The sequence below is a fragment of the Halarchaeum nitratireducens genome (assembly GCF_014647155.1).
Lineage (GTDB): Archaea > Halobacteriota > Halobacteria > Halobacteriales > Halobacteriaceae > Halarchaeum > Halarchaeum nitratireducens.
The window spans coordinates 233,034-251,883 of sequence record NZ_BMOQ01000004.1; the positions used below are offsets into that span (position 1 = coordinate 233,034).

General features: G+C 73.0%; 12 protein-coding genes. 5 read left to right on the plus strand and 7 right to left on the minus strand.

Going from position 1 to position 18,850, the window contains the following annotated elements; translation table 11 throughout:
• Positions 1-107 precede the first annotated feature (107 nt).
• Together IEX91_RS08150 and IEX91_RS08155 are read left to right on the plus strand one after the other, a co-directional pair.
• Positions 108-1,598: a proton-conducting transporter transmembrane domain-containing protein gene (locus IEX91_RS08150; protein ID WP_188878238.1), complete on the plus strand. Its 1,491-nt coding sequence runs from the start codon at positions 108-110 to the stop codon at positions 1,596-1,598.
• Positions 1,588-4,098, plus strand: coding sequence for a DUF2309 domain-containing protein (locus tag IEX91_RS08155; protein WP_188878240.1), 2,511 nt, complete (start codon positions 1,588-1,590; stop codon positions 4,096-4,098). Before IEX91_RS08150 ends, IEX91_RS08155 begins: the two co-directional genes overlap by 11 nt.
• Here IEX91_RS08155 and IEX91_RS08160 read toward each other — a convergent pair.
• From IEX91_RS08160 to IEX91_RS08175, 4 genes are all read right to left on the minus strand, one after another.
• Complete coding sequence (locus tag IEX91_RS08160; RefSeq protein ID WP_188878242.1) at positions 4,095-7,703, minus strand: UvrD-helicase domain-containing protein; 3,609 nt, start codon at positions 7,701-7,703, stop codon at positions 4,095-4,097. The two genes, IEX91_RS08155 and IEX91_RS08160, sit on opposite strands and share 4 nt — an antisense overlap.
• Complete coding sequence (locus tag IEX91_RS08165) at positions 7,700-9,802, minus strand: hypothetical protein (RefSeq protein ID WP_188878244.1); 2,103 nt, start codon at positions 9,800-9,802, stop codon at positions 7,700-7,702. The genes IEX91_RS08160 and IEX91_RS08165 overlap by 4 nt, the downstream gene beginning before the upstream one ends.
• A gap of 125 nt (positions 9,803-9,927) precedes the next feature.
• The gene (locus tag IEX91_RS08170) at positions 9,928-10,194 is read right to left on the minus strand and encodes a chorismate mutase (RefSeq protein ID WP_229772826.1); all 267 of its coding nucleotides are present in this window, start codon (positions 10,192-10,194) and stop codon (positions 9,928-9,930) included.
• The gene (locus IEX91_RS08175; protein ID WP_188878247.1) at positions 10,191-11,045 is read right to left on the minus strand and encodes a shikimate kinase; all 855 of its coding nucleotides are present in this window, start codon (positions 11,043-11,045) and stop codon (positions 10,191-10,193) included. The genes IEX91_RS08170 and IEX91_RS08175 overlap by 4 nt, the downstream gene beginning before the upstream one ends.
• Positions 11,046-11,137: 92 nt before the next feature.
• On the opposite strand from IEX91_RS08175, the gene IEX91_RS08180 reads away from it, so the two are divergent.
• Positions 11,138-11,566, plus strand: a complete 429-nt coding sequence (locus IEX91_RS08180; RefSeq protein ID WP_188878248.1) for a DUF5796 family protein — start codon at positions 11,138-11,140, stop codon at positions 11,564-11,566.
• Between the two features lies 1 nt (position 11,567).
• Here the strand turns inward: IEX91_RS08180 and IEX91_RS16500 are convergent, their stop codons facing one another.
• Positions 11,568-11,702, minus strand: a complete 135-nt coding sequence (locus IEX91_RS16500) for a DUF7128 family protein (RefSeq protein WP_268238682.1) — start codon at positions 11,700-11,702, stop codon at positions 11,568-11,570.
• A 78-nt stretch (positions 11,703-11,780) separates the two neighbouring features.
• Here IEX91_RS16500 and IEX91_RS08185 point away from each other — a divergent pair, with 78 nt between their 5' ends.
• Both IEX91_RS08185 and IEX91_RS08190 read left to right on the plus strand, forming a co-directional pair.
• A complete protein-coding gene (locus IEX91_RS08185; protein ID WP_188878249.1) occupies positions 11,781-13,871 on the plus strand; it encodes an AAA family ATPase in 2,091 nt (696 codons plus the stop codon).
• Between the two features lie 41 nt (positions 13,872-13,912).
• Positions 13,913-14,563 carry an HAD family hydrolase gene (locus IEX91_RS08190; RefSeq protein ID WP_188878250.1) on the plus strand — a complete coding sequence of 217 codons (651 nt, stop codon included), beginning with the start codon at positions 13,913-13,915 and terminating at the stop codon, positions 14,561-14,563.
• A gap of 87 nt (positions 14,564-14,650) precedes the next feature.
• On the opposite strand, the gene IEX91_RS08195 is transcribed toward IEX91_RS08190, so the two are convergent.
• Both IEX91_RS08195 and IEX91_RS08200 read right to left on the minus strand, forming a co-directional pair.
• The gene (locus IEX91_RS08195; protein ID WP_188878252.1) at positions 14,651-15,661 is read right to left on the minus strand and encodes a sensor histidine kinase; all 1,011 of its coding nucleotides are present in this window, start codon (positions 15,659-15,661) and stop codon (positions 14,651-14,653) included.
• A 319-nt stretch (positions 15,662-15,980) separates the two neighbouring features.
• On the minus strand, positions 15,981-18,821 hold the full coding sequence (locus tag IEX91_RS08200; RefSeq protein WP_188878253.1) for a DEAD/DEAH box helicase: 2,841 nt from the start codon (positions 18,819-18,821) through the stop codon (positions 15,981-15,983).
• Positions 18,822-18,850: the final 29 nt, after the last annotated feature.

Here is an 18,850-nt window from a genome sequence, read left to right on the forward strand (position 1 = left end):
ACTCACGCGAACGGACTGGGAACAGACGAAGGATTTATTGCCCGATCTGTTCGTATTGTGGGGTAGGTGTGACCGGGCCCGCTCGCCCGCGTCACGATTCACACACGATGTCGGACACTCACCCCACTCGGACGGTCGGCGCACTCCCCGACGCGGCGTCGGAATCGACCCGTGCCCCCGTGTGGCTCACCCGACTCGTGTGGCTGCTGTGGGCCGCGAGCCTCGGCGTCCTCGGGGTGCACGCGCTCACCGGCGCCACGTGGGCCGTCCCCGGCGTCGTCGCCGTCGACGGCCTCACCGTCGTCATGTGGGCCGCCGTCACGTTCTTCAGCGGCATCGTTCACAGCTACTCGCGGCGCTACATGGCCGGCAGCGAGCGCCTCCGTTCGTTCTTCGCGCGCATCTCCGCGTTCACGCTCGTCGTGATGGTGCTCGTCGCCGCCGCGAACACCGCGCTCTTCGCCCTCGCGTGGCTCGCCATGGGACTGCTCATGGCCGACCTCGTCGGCTACGCCCGCGGCTGGCCGCAGGCGCGCGCCGCCGCCTCGCTCTCCCGCAGGTACTTCCTCGCCAGTAGCGCGCTCGTCGGCGTCGCCGCCGCGACCCTCTGGACGACGACCGGCGCGTCCACGTTCTCGGGCGTCGCCGCCGTCGCCGACTCGCTCCCCACCACCGTGTGGCTCGTCGTCGCCGGGAGCCTGTTGCTCGCCGCGATGATCCAGTCGGCGCTCGTCCCCTTCCACGGGTGGCTGCTCTCGTCGATGACGGCACCCACGCCCGCGTCCGCGCTCATGCACGCCGGCTTCGTCAACGCCGGCGGCATCCTCCTCGTCCGCTTCGCCCCCGTCGTCACCGTCGAGGCGCGCTTCATGCTCCTGATCGTCGCCGTCGGTGCCGCGAGCGCGCTCGTCGGTAAACTCCTCCGCACCGTTCAGACGGACGTCAAGGGCCGCCTCGGGTGCTCGACGACCGGCCAGATGAGCTTCATGCTCATGCAGGCCGGCCTCGGCTTCTTCGCCGCCGCGATCACCCACCTCATCCTCCACGGTTTCTACAAGGCCTACGAGTTCCTCTCGAACGGGAGCGACGTCTCGCGCACGACCCCCGGCCGCGGGCACGGCGAGACGCCGTCGCTCACCGCCGTCGGTGCCCTGGCGACCGGCGTCACCGCCGTCGCGGGCGGGGCGGTCTTCGCCCGCCTCACCGGCGAGGGCCTCCACGCCGACAGCGGCCTCCTCCTCGCCGGCCTCGTCGTGTTGACCACGCTTCACGCCGCCCGGCAGGCGATCGGCCACGCCGGCGTCTCGCCCGCCGTCCGCTACGGTGCGGTCGCCCTCGTCTTCCTCCCCGCGATCGCCGTCTACGGCCTCGTCTACGCCGCCATCGGCGACCTGATGGCCGGCTCGGTGATCGCGGCCGCCCCGACCGACCTGACCGCCGTCCACGCCGCCGTCGCGCTCGCGTTCGCCGCGATCTACCTCGCTATCGAGACCGGCGTCTACCGCCGCAGCACGCGGCTCTACGTCGCGCTCCGCACCGTCGCGCGGCCGGACGGCCGGACCGTCCTGACGAACACGGAGGCCTACGATGAGTACTGATACGACCCACGACACCGACGACGTCCGCGAGCGCATCAGCGACGCCGCCGAGACCGTCGGCACGAACTGGCCGCTCCACTCGTTCGTGACCGCGAACCCCCTCGCCGGCTACGAGGACCGCCCCTTCCACGAGGCCGTCGAGCGCGCGACCACCCTGCGCGGGGGCCGGGCCTACCCGGACCCGGACACGTTCCGCGCCGCGTGGGAGCGCGGCGACATCGACCCGTCGGTCCTCCGCGCCGAACTTGACGCGCACGGCTACTCGCTCGACCCAGAGGCGGCACTCGACCGGCTGGCCGACGCGGCGGGAGACGACGCGCGCACCGTCCGCGACGAGGCGACGGCGCGCGTCGATCACGCGCTCGCGTCGTGGCTCGCGGCCTTCTGCGACGAGGGCGAGGCGTCGTGGCCGATGCCGAACCGCGAGGCCGGCTTCTACGACGCCTTCCGCGCCGTCGCGCGCCACGACTCGACGATCCCGGACGCGGCCTCGCTCGCCGACGCGCCCGACGATCCCGCCGCCGCCATCGCCGACGTCCTCGCCGACCACCCGGGCGAGCGTCTGCCGGCGGTCTTCGAGGCGCATCTGAACGCGCTCCCCGGCTGGACCGGCCTGCTCAAGTACCGCGCCGAGCGCGGCGACGAGTGGCAGGACGCCTACCCGATCACGCTCGTCGGCTATCTCGCCGCTCGCCTCCTGCTCGCCGAGCGCTTCGACGCGCCGATCGATCCGCTCGCCGACGCGGGCGACGAGACCGACGCGAACGGCGCCGGCGCGATCGACGGGAGCGACGACGAGACCGACACCGCCGACGACGGCGTGCCGCTCGCAGAAGTCTGGCTGCGCGCGTGGGAGCAGTCCTACCGCGGCGACGTCGTCGACGCCGTCGCGGACGCGAGCGCGGCCCGCGCGGACCCCGCGGACGACGGGAGCCCCGACGGCCGCGCCGACGCCCAGCTCGTCTTCTGTATCGACACGCGCTCGGAGGTCTTCCGCCGCCACCTCGAGGCCACCGGCGACTACGAGACGCACGGCTACGCTGGCTTCTTCGGCGTCCCGATGCGCTACGAGGGGTACGACGAGGCCAGCGCGGACGCCTGCCCGCCGATCGTCGACGCCGAACACCACGTCCACGAGCGCCCCGACGGCGCACGCGCCGACGAGCACGCGATCTACGATCGCTGGACGGGCCGCCTCCGCGCGGCCGAGTCCGTGCTGAAGGCCGTGAAGTCCAACGCCGCGACGGCGTTCAGCTTCGTCGAGAGCGCGGGCAGCGCCTACGGGGCCGCGCTCGCCGCGCGCACGCTCGCACCCGAGCGCGTCCACGACCTCCGTGACGCCCTCGACGATCGCCTCCCGAGCGTCCCCGACTTCTGCACGCCGAGCGTCGAACGCGAGGGCGAGCGGGTCGGCGACCTCCCCGTCGGCATGACGCACGAGGAGCGCGTCGCGTACGCCGCCGCGGCCTTCGAGACGATGGAGTGGGACGAGTTCGCACGCCTCGTCGTCTTCACCGGCCACGCGAGCGAGACGACGAACAACCCCTTCGAGGCGAGCCTCGATTGTGGCGCGTGCGCCGGCAATCCCGGCGGGCCGAACGCCCGCGTGCTCGCCGCGATCTGCAACGACGACGCCGTCCGCGACGCGCTGGGCGAACGCGGGATCGACGTCCCCGACGACACCGTCTTCCTCGCCGCCGAGCACAACACGACGACGGACGAGGTGACGCTCTACGACGGCGCCGTCCCCGAGAGCCACGAGCGCGACGTCGAGCGCCTCCGCAGCGACCTCGATCGCGCGCGCTCCGGCGCGGCCGCCGAACGGGCGGAATCCATGGGCGCCGATCCCGAACGCGCCGTCCGCGACGCCGAGCGCCGCGCCGCCGACTGGGCGGAGACGCGCCCCGAGTGGGGGCTCGCCGGGAACGCCGCCTTCGTGATCGGGCCGCGCGACCTCACCGCCGACCTCGATCTCGGCGGGCGCGCCTTCCTTCACTCCTACGACTGGACGCAGGACCGCGAGGGCGACGCGCTCGACGCGATCTTCGCCGGCCCGGTCGTCGTCACGCAGTGGATCAACGCCCAGTACTACTGCGCGACCGTCGACAACGCGGCTTACGGGAGCGGGTCGAAGATCACGCACAACCCCGTCGGAAACGTCGGCGTCTATCAGGGCAACGGCGGCGACCTCGTCACCGGCCTCCCGCTCCAGTCGCTCATGGCCGCCGACGACGACCCCCACCACCAGCCCCTCCGCCTCTCTCTCGTCGTCCACGCTCCCGTCGAACGCGTCCGCGGCGTCCTCGCCCAGCACGAACACGTCCGCACGCTCTGCGAGAACGGCTGGCTCTCGCTCACCGTCGTCGATCCGACGCGCGGCCACGACGCGTACGCCTACGACGGAGGGTTCACCCTCGACGAACCCGAGGACTCGACGGCGGAGCGCGAGCCCGAACGCGAACCCGACCCGGAGGCGCGCGTCGCCGTCGCGGACGACTAGTCGCCGAGCAGGCCGGCGAGCGACTCGAACCACGCCGCGACCGACCGCCCGGGCGCCGTCGCGTCCCGGACCGTCGGATCGACGCCGAGACGCGTGACGGTCGCCGACACCGGTCCCGCGCCGCGTTGTCGTTCGAGCACCCACGCGTACGTCGCCGCTTGGAGGTCGTAGCGCCGGCGCGTCTCCCGGTCCGAGGGGGCGAGCGCGACCTTCAGGTCGTCGACGTGCCACGTCCCGTCCGGGCCGCGCGAGACGACGTCCGCGACGTTCTGCGTCTCGACGGCCGCACCTTCGCCGACGCGGACGACGGCGTCCAGCGACTCCTCGACGAACACCGGATCGCTCGCGTGCAGGCGCGCCCACGTCTCGCTCGCGGCGAACTGCGGGCACACCCGATCGGCGACGAACGCCCGGACGGCCGCGCGCTCCGCCTCGCTCACGTCCCGCCCGGCGAGCGCCTCGTCGAGTCGTCTGCGCAGCGGTCCGGCACACGCCGCAAGCGTCTCCGTCTCGACGCCCGCGGAGACGGCGCGCGCGAGCACCGCGTGCGCGACGGTGCCGACCGCGTCCGGGCCGAGCGCATCCAACGGGAGTCCGAGGTCGTCGGACGGCGCCGCCCGCTCCGTGTGGAGCGCGCGCCGCTGGAGGTGTGCGAGCAGGTGTCGCTCGGGATCGCTCGCCAGCGGGTAGAGCGTGCTCGCGTTGACGTATCGCGGAGTCCAGCCGGTCCGCTCGCGCACCGCGGGCGTCGCTGCGGCCGGCGTCGGCGGCGATTCGCGCGACGGCACCCGATCGACGAGCGGGACGTCGTTGACGCCGACCGCGAACGCCCGCTTCGGGTCGCCCGGACGCGGCGACGCGACGGCGTGCGTCTCCCCGCGCGTCGCGCGCTCCATCTCGAACGCCTCGGCGAGCGCGTCCGCCCAGTTCTCCCGCGGTCGGCGCCGCGACGCGTCGCGGTCCGCGGGGAGCGGCACGACGAGGTGGTCGCGGGCGCGCGTCATGGCGACGTAGAGCACGCGCCAGCGCTCCGCGCGCTGTGCGCCCGCGGCGGCGACGAGCGGCGGCGGGCCGGCGAGTCGCGTCCCGTCCGCGACCCATCGCTCGCTCGCCCAGCGGAGGCCCGCGTCGCGGCGCGTGTCGTTATCGTCGTGGCCGCCGTCGCGCTCGTCGCTGATCGGGTCGCGCGCCGGGTGCGCGTAGACGCCGGCGTCGAAGCCGGCGAGCGGTGGGGCGTCGTCACCGACGCCGGCCGGTGGCGCGAGCGCGAGGTGGTCGGCGCGCGCGACGAACGCGTCGGTGTGCGGCCCGTGGAAGCCGAGCCACGCCCCGAGGTCCGCGAGAGCGATCACGTCGGCCTCGTCGCCCTTCATGCCGTGGACGGTACGGAAGACGACGTCGTGGGCCGCCGCGTCCGGGACGGGGACCGTCGGGCCGTCGCCCGGCGCCGCGAGGAAGCGTCCGAGCGCGTCCGCGAGGTCGTCGAGTCCCTCCTCGTCACTCGTCCACTCCGCGACGCCGTCGCGGAGCGCGTCGAGCGCCGCTACTCGGCGCGCCGGATCGCCCCCCGCGAGAGAGAGCGGATCGGCCGCGAGATCGAGCGCGTCGAGCACGTCGTCGACGGCGGCGACGGGCGCGGCGACGTGGCGTGCGCGCCGGGCCGCGAGCGCCGCGAGGCCGTCGAGAAACGCGTCCGTGGAGTCGTCGAGCGCCGACCCCGTCGCCACAGCGGCCGCGCGCACCGACCACTCGGCGTCGGCGACGGCGTCTCGGAGCGCCGCGGGGAGCGTCGTTCCGTCGCCGCCGAGGTCGGTCCCGAACAGCGCGCGCGTCCGGTCGGGGTCGAACGGATCGACCAGCCACCGGGCGACCGCGGCGGCGAGACGGACGAGCGGCCGATCGAAGAGACGCTCGCTCGCGTCCGCGACCGAGAGCCCGCGCGCGTCCAGCTCCGCGGCGAACACCGCCATCCGCGTCCGCCGCGGGAAGAGGACGGTCACGCTCGGCCGCTCGCCCTCGTCTCTGTCGCCCCCGTCGCTCCCATCGCCCTTCTGCTCTTTCCCGTCGCGTCCACCGCCGCTTCCGTCGTCGTCACCGCCCCCGTCGTCACCGTTCTCGAACGTCCCGCCATCGAACGCACCCGCGAGGTAGGCGGCGAGTGCCTGCGCCTCCGCTTCGGCCCAACCGAATTCGCCGGGCGACGCGCTCGCGCCGTGCGTGGCGACGTGGACGCTCGCCTCGCGTGTCGCCTCGCGGTCGGCGACGAGGTGCGGATAGTCGATGTCGAGCGATCCCGCGGCGCCGCGAGTCGGATCGTCGAAGGCGTCGGCGAACACGGCGTCCACGGCCGCGGCGACGTCCGGCCGCGAGCGATAGGTGCGCGCGGCGCGTTCGCGGACGTGCGTGTCCCAGTCGACGCCGAAGTACTCGCCCGCGGCGGCGGCGCGCGCGAAGCGTTCAGGGCTGGCGTTCCGCCACGTGTAGATGCACTGCTTCCGATCGCCGACGAGGACGACCCGCGTGTCGGCGTCCACGAACGGCGCGAGCGCGTCGTGCTGGGCGACCGAGACGTCCTGCGCCTCGTCCACGATCAGCGTGTCGAGCCGGGCCGCGTACCGCTCGCGACAGTGCGTGCGGTAGTCGCTCGCGTACCGGTCGTCCTCGAAGTACGTCGCGATCCAGTGCGCGACATCGAGGTGCGTGACGACCCCACGATCGCGCGTCAGGGCGTCGTAGCGCTCGGCGTACGTCCCGAGGAGCGCCCGGACGTCCTCGATGGCCTCGCGCCACGACGCGTCGCACGCGCGATCCGCGGCGACGAACGCCGCGCGCGCGTCGGCGTCGAAGCCCGCGTCGGTCTCGGCCGCCGTCCGTCGATCGACGAAGCGCTCGACGTCGCGCAGGACGTCGGCGAACGACCCCGGCGAGCCGTCCGGATACGTCCCGTCGACGACCGCGCGGAGGCGATCGGCGAAGGCGTCGACCGACAGTCGGCGCTGGCGGGCGGCCCGGAGCATCGCCGGGAGGAGGTCGTCGAGCCCCGCCGTGTGTTCGCCGCCGGGGTACGCGGCATCGAGGCGCTCGACGCGCGCCGCGTGCTCGGGGTCGGCGCGGAGGGCGTCGACGCAGTCCGCCTCAAGCGTCGCGAGGCGCGTCTCGTCGCCGACCGTCGGGACCCCGTCGAATCCCACCGCCGTCGCGACGTCCGCGAAGACGGTGTGGAGGACGCTGTCGACCGTCCCGAGCGTGTCGCTCCGGCGGAGACGCCGGGCGAGGTCGCTCGCGTCGTCGGCGTCGATGCGGACGTCGTCGTGCGCGGCGAGCGATTCGAGCGCGGCCGCGACGCCCGGCCCGACCGCCGCGGCGTCGGCGCGTGCGAACGAGGTGACACAAAGCCGCCGCTCGGGTGCGCGCTCCCCCGCCCCGCGGCCGCGGGCGAGCACCTCGGCGGCGAGCCGATCCGCGACCGTCGACTTCCCCGCTCCGGGGTTGCAGTCGAGGACGAACAGCCCGGAGTCGTGCGCGAAGACGGCGTCGCGGAGGCGACGCTGTGCGCCCCGAAGCTCGGGAGCGCCGCCGCCCGCCGCTTCCGATGCGTCGGTCATCGTCCGGCCTCCCCGGCCGCTCCCAGCACGCCGGCCAGCGCGTCCGGCACGCGGCGATCGGCCGCGAGCAGGGACGAGAGGTCCTCCCCGTCGACGACGGGCGCGTCGGGCGCGACCTCGGCGAGGAACGGCGACCGGTACGCGGTAACGCCGTCGGCGCCGGTCGCGAAGCGCGTGCAGACGAGGCCCGCGCCGGCCGCGCCGACGGCGTCCGCGAGGTGGTCGCGCTCCCGGGCCTCCGTCCACGCCCCGCGCACCCCGAGCGCCGCGCCGCCACCGGGGCCGCCGTCGCCCGCCACGACCGCGTCGCGGAACGCCGGCGGGAACGCCCCGCTCGGGCGCTCGGGCCACTCGCCGTCGACGAACCCCACGGCGACGACGTACGGGACCGTCCGCACCCACGCGTCGGTCGCGTCCAGCACGTCGATCCGCTCCGCGTTGTCGTGTTCGCGTCGACCCGGTCGGGTCGTCACGAGGGCGTCGAGGACGTCCGCGACGGCCGCCCACGACGCCTCGACGTACCCGCGCCCGCACCAGTCGCCGTACTTCGCGCGGACCTCGCCGAGCAGGTCGCGCGAGCGCGAGAGCGCCCGCGCACCCCGCGAGGTCGCGCCCAGATCTGACGTGTCGGCGTCGCGAACCGCCGGTAGGACGACGCGCTCGCACGCGTCGAGTACCGGCCCGAGCGTCGGCTCGACGGTCTCGGGGCGCGGCGCGCCGGCATGCGTCTCGGCCCACGCCAGCAGTCGCCTGACCCCCGCACGCGCCGCCGCTTCGCCGTCCGTCGCCGGATCGAGCGCGTCGAGTCGTCGCCGCCACGTCTCGACGTCCCCCGAGTCGTCCGCGAGCGCGCGGCGGACGACCGCGACGTCACCGTGGTCCAGCGGCCAGACGCGCCCCCGGTCGGCGCGTGGGGGAACCCACTCGACGTCGAACGGCGCGAACAGGTCGGCGGGCGTGATTTCGCCCTCGCCCTCGTCACTCGTGGCGTCGAGGAGCGCGACGCAGGCGCTGAGGACGCGATACGGCCGCGTCTCGGTCACCGCGAGCTGCGTCCAGACGGAGAGGTGGCGGCCGTACTCCCGCCCCGCCCGCGTCAGGGCGCGCTCGTAGCGATCGACGTCGCGGGCGACGACCGCGACGTCGGCGACCGCGGCGCCCCGTTCGAGGAGCGCGTCGACGGCCGCCATCGCCGCGCGCGCCTCGGTCCGCCGGGTGGGCGCGACGACTTCGGCGACGGGGACGGCCGGATCGAGCCCGCCGGTCGGCGCGTCCGCGACCGTCACGTCCGCGCCGTCGACGGCCGGCCCCGCCGCGAGCCGGGACGCGAGCCGCTCGGCGATCCGCGGGCCCGTCCCCGCGCGCAGAACGCAGTGAACGTCGGTGTCCGTGTACGCCGCGACGGCGCCCAGGAGATCGAGCAGCGGGCTTTCGACGGTGCTCACGCCGGCGAGCGAGAGGCGTTCGATTCCGGGGTACGCGTCCGTCCACGCCGCTCCGTCGCTCCGGACGATCGCGTCCCGCGCCGCGCGCAGCGCCGCCGCCGTCGAGACGGGGCGATCCGCCCGTTCGGCGAGGGCCGCTTCGATCCCGTCGAGTCCGTCCAGCAACGCCCGCGTCTCGCGCGCCGCCGCGTCGGGGAGGGCACTCGCGACGGTGTCGAGCGCGTCGCGGCGTTCGCCCGCCCCGCCCGCGACGGTCGTCAGCTCCTCGCGCGCGGCCTCGATCGCGTCTGCGTGCGCGGCGAGATCCGGCCCGACCACCACCCGGAGCGGATCGCCCGCCACGCTTCCGTCGTCGAGGACCCGTTCGAGGAGGCGGAGACGGTCCGCGCGGTCGAGCGCCCCCCGGTCGACGGCGTGCGTGCGAACGTCGCGCGCCACGTCGCCCGGCGAGGCGAGACGAAGCGAGCTCCGCGGCCGCGATCGCTCGGCGAGCGCGCGCTTCAGGTTGCGCTTGTGGAGGCGCTCGGGGGTGAGAACGAGGTCCGTCGCGGCCGCGCGTCGCATCGCCCGATCGAGGAGCGTCGCGGCCGTCCCGACGTGGACGGTCAGCGACGCCGTGCGGTCGTCGCGAGAACCCGAGTCGGCGTCCGTCATCGAACGCCGCGTCGGTTCGCTCCGGTCCGTCTAAACGACGGCGGTTCCGCGACGACGCGCGTCTCGGGACGTGAATCCCACCGCCGGTCGGCGCTCTCGAAGGAGCGCGAACCGAGAGGCGCGCTTCAGCGGTTCTCGCGCTGTTGGATCTTGTTCAGCTCGATGAGTAGCCGAAACACCGCTTTCACGAGGTTCGAATCGAGGTCGAACGCCTCGGCGTTCTCGCCGGCGCGGGCCATCACGGCCTCCTCTTGGGCCTCGTCGGTCGTCGCCATCCCCTCGTCGGCTTTCACGTCGGCAACGGCGTCCGCGACGTAGGTGCGGCGTGCGATCAGTTCGACGATGTCGCGGTCGATTCCCTCGATCTCCTCGCGGAGTTCGTCGAGGCTCATCTCGTCCGTGCGCCGTCGTGCTGTGTCGTCGTGCGAAACGTCGTTCCCGGTTTCGTCTCCCATGTGTCCTGTAGGTCCTCCAAAGCGCTCCGCTCCCCGACGGCGACGTAGCTCGGGCCGGTGCCCGAGAGCGAGACGCCGTCGGCTGCGGGCATGGCCTCGACGAGCGGGGCGAGCGGAAAGTCGAGCGCCCCGCAGAACGCGAAGCCGTTGATCGTCATCGCGAGGCCGTATCGCCCCGCGAACGTCAGCTCTTCGACGTGTTCCGCGAGCGGCGCGATCCGCGCGCAGCGCTCGGCGTCCGCGTCCGCGCTGAACGCCCGCTCGTCCGGCGTCCAGACGAGCACGTCCCAGTCGGGGTCGTCGCGCGAGAGCAGGACGTCCCGATCGTTGTCGGTCACGGTGAGCCCGCCGAGCATGCTCGCGCTCGCGTCGTCGTACGCGCCGGTGACGGTCACGCCGACGTCGCGAGCGGCCCGAACCCCGAGCAGTGCCGCGTCCTCGCGCGGAACGTCGTCGGCGACGCCGAGCGCGTCGAGCGCGGCGAGCACGGTCGCGTTCGCGGCCGCGCTCGACGACTTGAGGCCCGCCGCCATCGACACCTCGGAGGACGTCTCCACGTGCCCGCCCCGGACCCCGTCGCCGTACGTCTCGCAGGCGAGTTCGACGCAGCGCTCGACGAGGCGGGTGTCGGCGTCCGGCTCGCCGGCGACTGACCCCGTGACCGCCCCGCCGCCGCCGAGCTCGACGTCCGCACGGGTGTAGCGGTCGATGGCGAAGGCGGCGCCCCGGCCAGTCGCGAGCGCGTTCAACACGGTGCCGGCCGCAGGGGCCTCGGCGCTCCCGTCCATATCTGAGGGTCACCGACGCACCACTTAGCGGTGGCGGTCCGCGCGACCGCATCGAACGCGGCGCTTTTGCGCGCGCAGACGTAGAACGGGACATGAGCTACCGGAACGACGTCGCCCCGGAGACCCTCCCGGTCGAACTCACGTCCGACGGTGTCGTGCTGACGTACGCGGACGGCCGCGAGACGTTCTACAACGGCGTTCCCGAGCGACACGAGGGGACGCTGCGGACGAACCCCGGGATGCACGTCCAGGTGCTCGTCCTCGATCCGACGGAGACGGAGGGCGTGATGTGTTACGTGAACGATCGGGACACGCACGATGAGGTGCTTGAGACCACCGGCGTCGGACGCGTCATGCTCGATCCCGGCGAGACGACGGAAGTCTTCCCGGGCGTCACCGTCGAGATGGACGGCTACGCGGCGGAGATCACCGCAGATCCCGAGGTCGCGCGCGGTCGCGTCTTCGTCTTCGAGGAGGACGAGACGCGGGAGTACAGTTTCGAGTTGTTCGCCGGCGAGTAGGCTACTGTAAGTAGGAGGGGTCCTCGGCGTCGCAGGTCTCCTCGTGTTGGGTCGCGTCGTCCTCCGAATCGAACATCAGTCCACATTTCTCACAGCGGTACCACGTCATGTCGTCCCGCTGGGTTTCCTCGACCATACTCTCACTCTCGACGCCCGTCCTGTTAGGCGTTTTCCCCACCGTAGTCATTTATCCCCCGCTCACCAACACGGGGATATGAGCGAGGACAGCGTCCCCCGCCTCGTCGTCCGCGAGGCCACCGCGCGCGACGCCGGTCGCGGGATCGTCCGCCTTCCCGACGCCGTCCGCCGCGATCTCGGCGTTCTCAGCGGCGACACCGTTCGCCTCGTCGGCGAGCGGGCGACGGTCGCCAAGGTGTGGCCCGACGCGGCGCTCGCCCCCGACGAACTCCGTATCGACGGCGCGACCCGCGCGAACGCCGGCGTTCGCGTCGGTGACACGGTCCGCGTCGAGCGCGCGTCGGTCAGCGACGCCGAGCGCGTCGCCGTCACCCCGGCCGTCCCACCGGAGCGCGAACGCGACGCGGTCGTCGACGCCGTCCGAACCGCCCTCTTCGATCGCCCCGTTCGCGCCGGCGAGACCGTCCGCGTCGACTCCCTCGGCCGTATCGGCGAGTTCGAGATCGGCGACACGACGCCCGACGGCGACGTCGTCGTGACGGACGCGACGACCATCGACGTGCGCGAGCCCGAACCCGGCGACGAGGGGCGCGAGCCGTCGGCCGACGGCGATCGCGTCGGCGTCACCTACGAGGACGTCGGCGGCCTCGGCGAGGAGCTCGCGGCCGTGCGCGAACTCGTCGAACTCCCGCTGACCGATCCCGGGCGCTTCCGGCGCTTCGGCGTCGACCCCCCGAAGGGCGTCCTCCTCTACGGGCCGCCGGGGACGGGGAAGACGCTGATCGCGCGCGCCGTCGCCACCGAGGTGGACGCGCACTTCGTCAGCGTCTCCGGGCCCGAGATCACCTCCAAGTACAAAGGCGAGTCCGAGGAACAGCTCCGCGAGGTGTTCGCGGAGGCGCGCGAGAACGCCCCGAGCGTCGTCTTCTTCGACGAGTTCGACGCCATCGCGGGCGAACGCGACGACGCCGGAGACATGGAGAACCGGATCGTCGGCCAGCTGTTGAGCCTCATGGACGGCCTTGAGGGCCGCGGCGAGGTCGTCGTCATCGGCGCGACCAACAGGGTCAACGCCATCGATCCCGCGCTCAGGCGGCCGGGGCGCTTCGATCGGGAGATCGAGATCGGCGTCCCCTCGCGGGCGGGCCGCGCGGAGATCCTCGACGTCCTCACGCGCGGGATGCCGCTCGCCGACGACGTCGACCTCGGGACGTTCGCCGACCGGACGCACGGCTACGTCGGCGCGGACCTCCGCGCGCTCGTCACCGAGGCCGCGATGGCCGCGATCCGCGACGACCGCGACACCGTGACGCGCGCGGACCTCGACACCGCGTTCGCCGCCACCGATCCCTCCGCGATGCGCGAGGTCGTCGCCGAGTCGCCGGACGTCTCCTTCGCCGACGTCGGCGGCCTCGACGAGGCGAAGGCGACGCTCCGCGAGGCCGTCCAGTGGCCCCTCCAGTACGGCCCGCTCTTCGAGGCCGCGAACACCGACCCGCCGACCGGGATCCTCCTCCACGGTCCGCCCGGCACCGGGAAGACGATGCTCGCGCGCGCCGCCGGCCACGAGGCGGGCGTGAACGTCGTCCGCGTCGCCGGCCCCGAGCTCGTCGATAAGTACGTCGGCGAGTCGGAGAAGGCGGTCAGGGAGGTCTTCGAGCGCGCGCGACGCACCGCCCCCTGCGTCGTCTTCTTCGACGAGATCGACGCCGTCGGAAGCGCGCGCGGTCCCGAGACGAGCGAGGCGACCGAGCGCGTCGTCAGCCAGCTCCTCACCGAACTCGACGCCGCCGCGGAGAACCCGAACCTCGTCGTCGTCGGTGCGACGAACCGCCGCGACGCGCTCGATCCCGCGCTCCTCCGGCCGGGGCGCTTCGAGACACACGTCCACGTCCCCCGGCCCGACGAGGCCGCACGGCGCGCGATCCTCGCCGTCCACACGGCCGAGAAACCGCTCGCCGCCGACGTCGACCTCGATCAGGTCGCCGAGCGCACGGAGGGGTACACGGGCGCGGACCTCGCCGCGCTCGTCCGCGCGGCCGCCCTCGACGCCATCCGCGACACCGTCGACGCCCACCCCGACGACGCCGCGTCTTACCCCGACGAGGTCCTGCTCCGCCGCGAGCATTTCGCCGCCGCGCGCGAGCGCTACGACGCCTCGCGCTGACGTCCCGATAGGTACAGGGGGTCCCGGGACGAAGCCGGCCCATGGCCATCGAAGCCGTCGTCTTCGACATGGACGGCGTCGTCGTCGACTCCGAGCGTTACTGGGTCGCTGAGCTCTCCGAGATCCTCGCCACCGCCGTGCCGGGCGCCGACCTCGCTCCGGAGTCCGTGGTCGGCATCAACGTCTACGATCAGTACGAACTGCTCGCCGCCGACCACGACATCGCGGTCACGCGTGATGAGTACTTCGACCTCTTCGATCGGCACGCCACGACCGTCTACACCGAGAAGGCGTCGCTCACCGACGGCTTCCACGACCTCCTCGCGGAGATCCGCGCCCGCGATCGCCCGCTCGCGCTCGTCACCTCCTCGTTTCCGAACTGGGTCGAGATGGTCTTCGAGCGCTTCGACCTCGACGACGCCTTCGACGTCGTCGTCACCGCCGCCGAGGAGGACGTCCCCGGCAAGCCCGAGCCCGACCTCTACGAACTCGCCGCGGCGCGCCTCGGCGTCGCCCCGTCGGACGTGCTCGTCGTCGAGGACTCGGAGCACGGCGTCGCCGCCGCGGACGCCGCGGGCGCGTACGTCGTCGGCTACCAACACGGCGTGAGCACCGACATGGACCACGACGGTGCGGACGCCATCGCGACCGATCCCGAGACGCTCCGCGCGCGCGTCCTCGACGCGCTCTGATCGGGCTCTGGCGGGACGAAACGAAAAACGTCGGGACGAAGCGGGACGGGGCGAAACGACGGAGGCGGGACGAAACGCGACGCCCTCTCAGGCCCGCGGGAGGGTGAGCGTGACCGCCGCGCCGCCGAGGTCGGACTCGTCGAACTCGACGCGCCCGCCGTACTCCTCGACGATCCACCGGACGAGCCAGAGACCGAGCCCGCTCCCGTGTTCGAGTTGCGTGATGTCTCGCTCCCCCGCGACGAGTTCGCGCTCGGACTCGGGGATCCCCGGGCCGTCGTCGGCGACGGTGACCGCGACCGACCGGCCGTCGCGCTCGACGTCGATCTCGACCGTCGGATCCTCGCCGGCGTGTTCCGCCGCGTTCTCGACGAGTTCGTCGATCGCGTCGCGCAGGTACTCGCTCGCCCGCACGGGCGCCGACTCGGGGGCCGCGAGCGCCACGTCGAGGCCGTACGCCTCCTCCGCGTCCGCGACGACCCGCCGACAGGTCGCGGCGACGTCCACCTCCGTCACGTCGGTGTCGAAGGCCTCCTCGACCGCGCGGACGTTCTCGTTTATCTCCGTGAGGTCGTCGGCGACGGCCTCGACCTCCGCCGCCGTCTCGGGGTTCGACTGTCGGATCCGCTCGACCGCGAAGAGCAGGCGCTGGGCCTCGTGGCGGAGGTTGTGCCGGACGAGCGTGTTGAGGACGGCGAGGCGTTCGCGCTCCGTGGCGAGCTCCTCCGCGCGGATACGCCGGACGTCGTAGACGCCGATGATGACGTGCGCGACGGCACCCGCGGAGAGCGCGACGGAGAAGAGGAAGCCGGCGTCCTCGACCGGCCGGTACGTGAACACCAGAGTGAAGACGGCGCCGAGGACGACGATGCCCAGGAAGTTCCACCCCGCGATCCGGACCGCGTTCGTCTGCGAGACGTCCAAGCGATAGACGACCGCGCCGACGGCGACGAGGCCGAGCGAGACGAGCACTCCCGCGACGCCCAGGACGATGCCGAGCGGCGGCGGCCCGGAGAGCAGGTGCGCGAGGATCGGAACGAGGAGGACGACGCCGGTGAGCGAGAGCGACCCCGTCGCCGCGAGCCGGAGTGGTTTCATCGTGTTCCTCGATTCATCGGACCGCCGACGGATAAATGATTAGTCATCACGGGTCGGTCCCGTCGGCACGCGCCGAGCGCGAACGCGGGGTCGAGCGGCCGGATACGGGGCGACGCGTAGCGGTGCGGGACGGCGCGTGGCGGCGGCGCGGTAGTGAGTGAGGACGTGGGAGTAGTGAGGTGCGTGTGAAGCGGCACGTGGCGGCGCGGGCCGACCCCGCGGACCGCACCGCGAGCGACGGCGGCGCTCGCGGGAGTTTTTGGTGAAGCTTTTCGGCGCGAGCGGTCGCCGTAGGCGACCCGAGCGCGAAAACGGTTCTTTACCAGAAGGCCTTCGTCCGGGCGTACTCGCGCTCGCGTTCGAGGATGTCGCGGTAGAAGTCCGCGTCGTCCTCGCGGTGGTTGTTGATCACGCGCGCGGCGTTCTGCGGACCGACGCCGCGTGCGGCGAGCGCGATCACGGCCTTCTTTCCGTGGCTCTGGACGATGCTGGCGTTCCGGTAGGCGCGCTCGACCGTCTTCTCCTGTTCGTCGTCGCGGTCGGCGGGGTCGGCGTCGAGGGCCGTCAGGACGTCGTCGGCCCACGGCGAGAGCGCGGCGATCCGCGTGGAGCCACAGCGGGGACACTCGGGCTGCTCGCGCACCCTGCGGACCTTCGTCTCCTGCTCCCACTCCCCGCAGTGCAAGCAGACGAGGTTCACGCGGTCGTCCATGAGGCGCTCCCGGACCGCTTTCACGACGCTCGCGTCCGCGTTCTCGGGCGTGAGGAGTTCCTTCCCCGAGGAGCGCCCGCCGACGCCGATCGGGGTGCGCTCGCCGTGACGGGCGACCGCGAGATCGTCCGACTGGACGCGTTCGAGCACGCGCGCGGCGCCCTCGGCGTCGAGGTCGGTGTGGAACACCTCGCGCAGCGCCTCGTCGTAGACGGGGGTGTCCTCCAAGGCGCTCAGGATGCGCGAGAAGCCGACACCGTCGCGGCTCTTCGAGCGGTCGAGCGCGCCGAACTTCGCGGCCACCTGCGCGAGCGTGAACTTCAGCGTGTCCGAGCGCTTCAACGAGAGTTCGAGGACGGCCGCGACGTGGCCGGGGTCCGTCTCGTGGAGCACCGCCTCGACCTCGCTCGCCCGCACGCGCTGGGGGACTTCGAGCTCGATCCGGTACGGTCCGGCGTCGAGGCCGACCGACGAGCCGGTACGTTGCCCGACGAGCGCGGAGAGCAACCGCCCGAGCGTCTCGTTCACCTCGTGGCCGAACGCGGTGTTCAGCGTGATCGCGCGACCCTGCGCCTCGATGACGAGTCGGTCGTCGCCGGGGACGGGCGCGTCGGCCTCGACCTGCCGCGCGACGGGATCGAGCGCCGCGGCGACGGTGTCGGCGTCCGCGGGGTAGCGGCCGGCGACGTCGCGCGCGACCGCCTCGCGGGTCGCACCGCGCTCGAACTGCGCGGCCGCCGCGACGCGCATCTCCCCGACCTCCTGGGCAACGTCGTAGGGCACCGGGATCTCGGAGCCCGTCCACGACGGAACCTCGCCGCTCGGGTCCGCGATCGGCGAGACGTTCACGCGCCCCTCCTCCTCGTCGATCTCCGCGATCCGCCACATCTCGCCGCGCTGGACGAACGTCTCGCCGGGCTCCGCAAAGTTGACGACGAAGCGCTCGTCGAGCGTCCCCACCTGTCTGCCGGCCGCCATGTCGTACACCTCGTAGGTCTCCTCGTCCGGGATCATCGAGAGGTTCGCGTAGACGTACTGCCACGTCCCCGAGGAGGAGAGCTCGTCCGCCTCCTCGTCGAGGTAGAACACTCGGTTCTTGTGGAGTTCGCGCACCACCTCGCGGAAGGTCTCCTCGTCGAGATCGCGGAACGGGTAGGCGCGCGTGACGATCCGGTACGCGCGGCGCGCGGCGACGTCGCCGAAGTCCATGGCGATCCCCGCGATCTGGTTCGCCACCGTGTCGAGGCTCCCGTGGTGGATGTCGACCGTCTCCACCTGACCCGCGCCGGCCCGCCGCGCGATGACGAGCGCCTCCGCGACCTCGTCGGGGTGCGTGGCGACGATCGTCCCCGAGGAGACGGCGTCCCGCCGGTGTCCGGCGCGCCCGACCCGCTGGAGGAGGCGGGCGACCTCCCGGGGACTGTTGTACTGGACGACGTGATCGATGTGTCCGACGTCGATCCCCAACTCCATCGAGGACGTACAGAGCATCGCGTCGAGGTCGCCGGCTTTGAACGCGTCTTCGACCTCGATCCGCGCCTCCTTCGCCAGACTGCCGTGGTGGACGCCGATCTCGCTCCCGAGCTCCTTGAAGCGCGACCCGAGCGCCTCGGCCGTCTGGCGCGTGTTCACGAAGATCAGCGTCGAGTCGTGTCGCTCGACGATCTCGCGGATCGCGCGCACGTGACTCGCCATCTCCGCGCTCGTCACGAGTTCGTTCCCGAGGCGCTCGTCCGCCTCCGTCACCGTCGGCGCGACCACGTCGAAGTCGACCTTCGAGGTGACGTCCACCTCGATCACGTCGAAGTCGCGCCCGCCGGTGAGGAACCGCCCGACTTCCCCGGGGTCGCCGACCGTCGCGGAGAGGCCGACGCGCTGGAAGTCGCCGGCGAGCTCGCGCAGTCGTTCGAGGCCGATAGCCAGTTGCGCGCCGCGCTTCGCGCCCGCGAGCTCGTGTACCTCGTCGATCACGACGTGCTCGACGTCGCTCAGCGCGGTGCGGAGCTTCTCGCCCGTCAACATCGCCTGCAGCGTCTCGGGCGTCGTCACGAGGACGTCCGGCGGGTCGTTCGCCTGCTTCGAACGCTGGTAGTCCGAGGTGTCGCCGTGGCGCACGTCCACCTCGACGTCCAGAACCTCACCCCACCAGTCGAGGCGCTCGCGCATGTCGCGGTTCAGCGCGCGCAGCGGCGTGACGTAGAGCGCGCTGATCCCGTGGACGTGGCCGTCGGCTTTGCGCTCGACGATCGCGTCGAGCACGGGGAGCATCGCCGTCTCCGTCTTGCCCGTCCCCGTCGGCGCGACGACGAGCGCGTCGTGTCCGGCGACGAGCGGCGGGATCGCGCGGCGCTGTGGCTCCGTCGGCGTGGCGAAGCCGCGCTCGGAGAGCGCGTCACGGACCGCGGGCCCGAGGCGGGTGAACGCGTCCACGACGCCGGTCTCACTCATCACCGGACGAAGGGGCGCGGGCGAGTTAA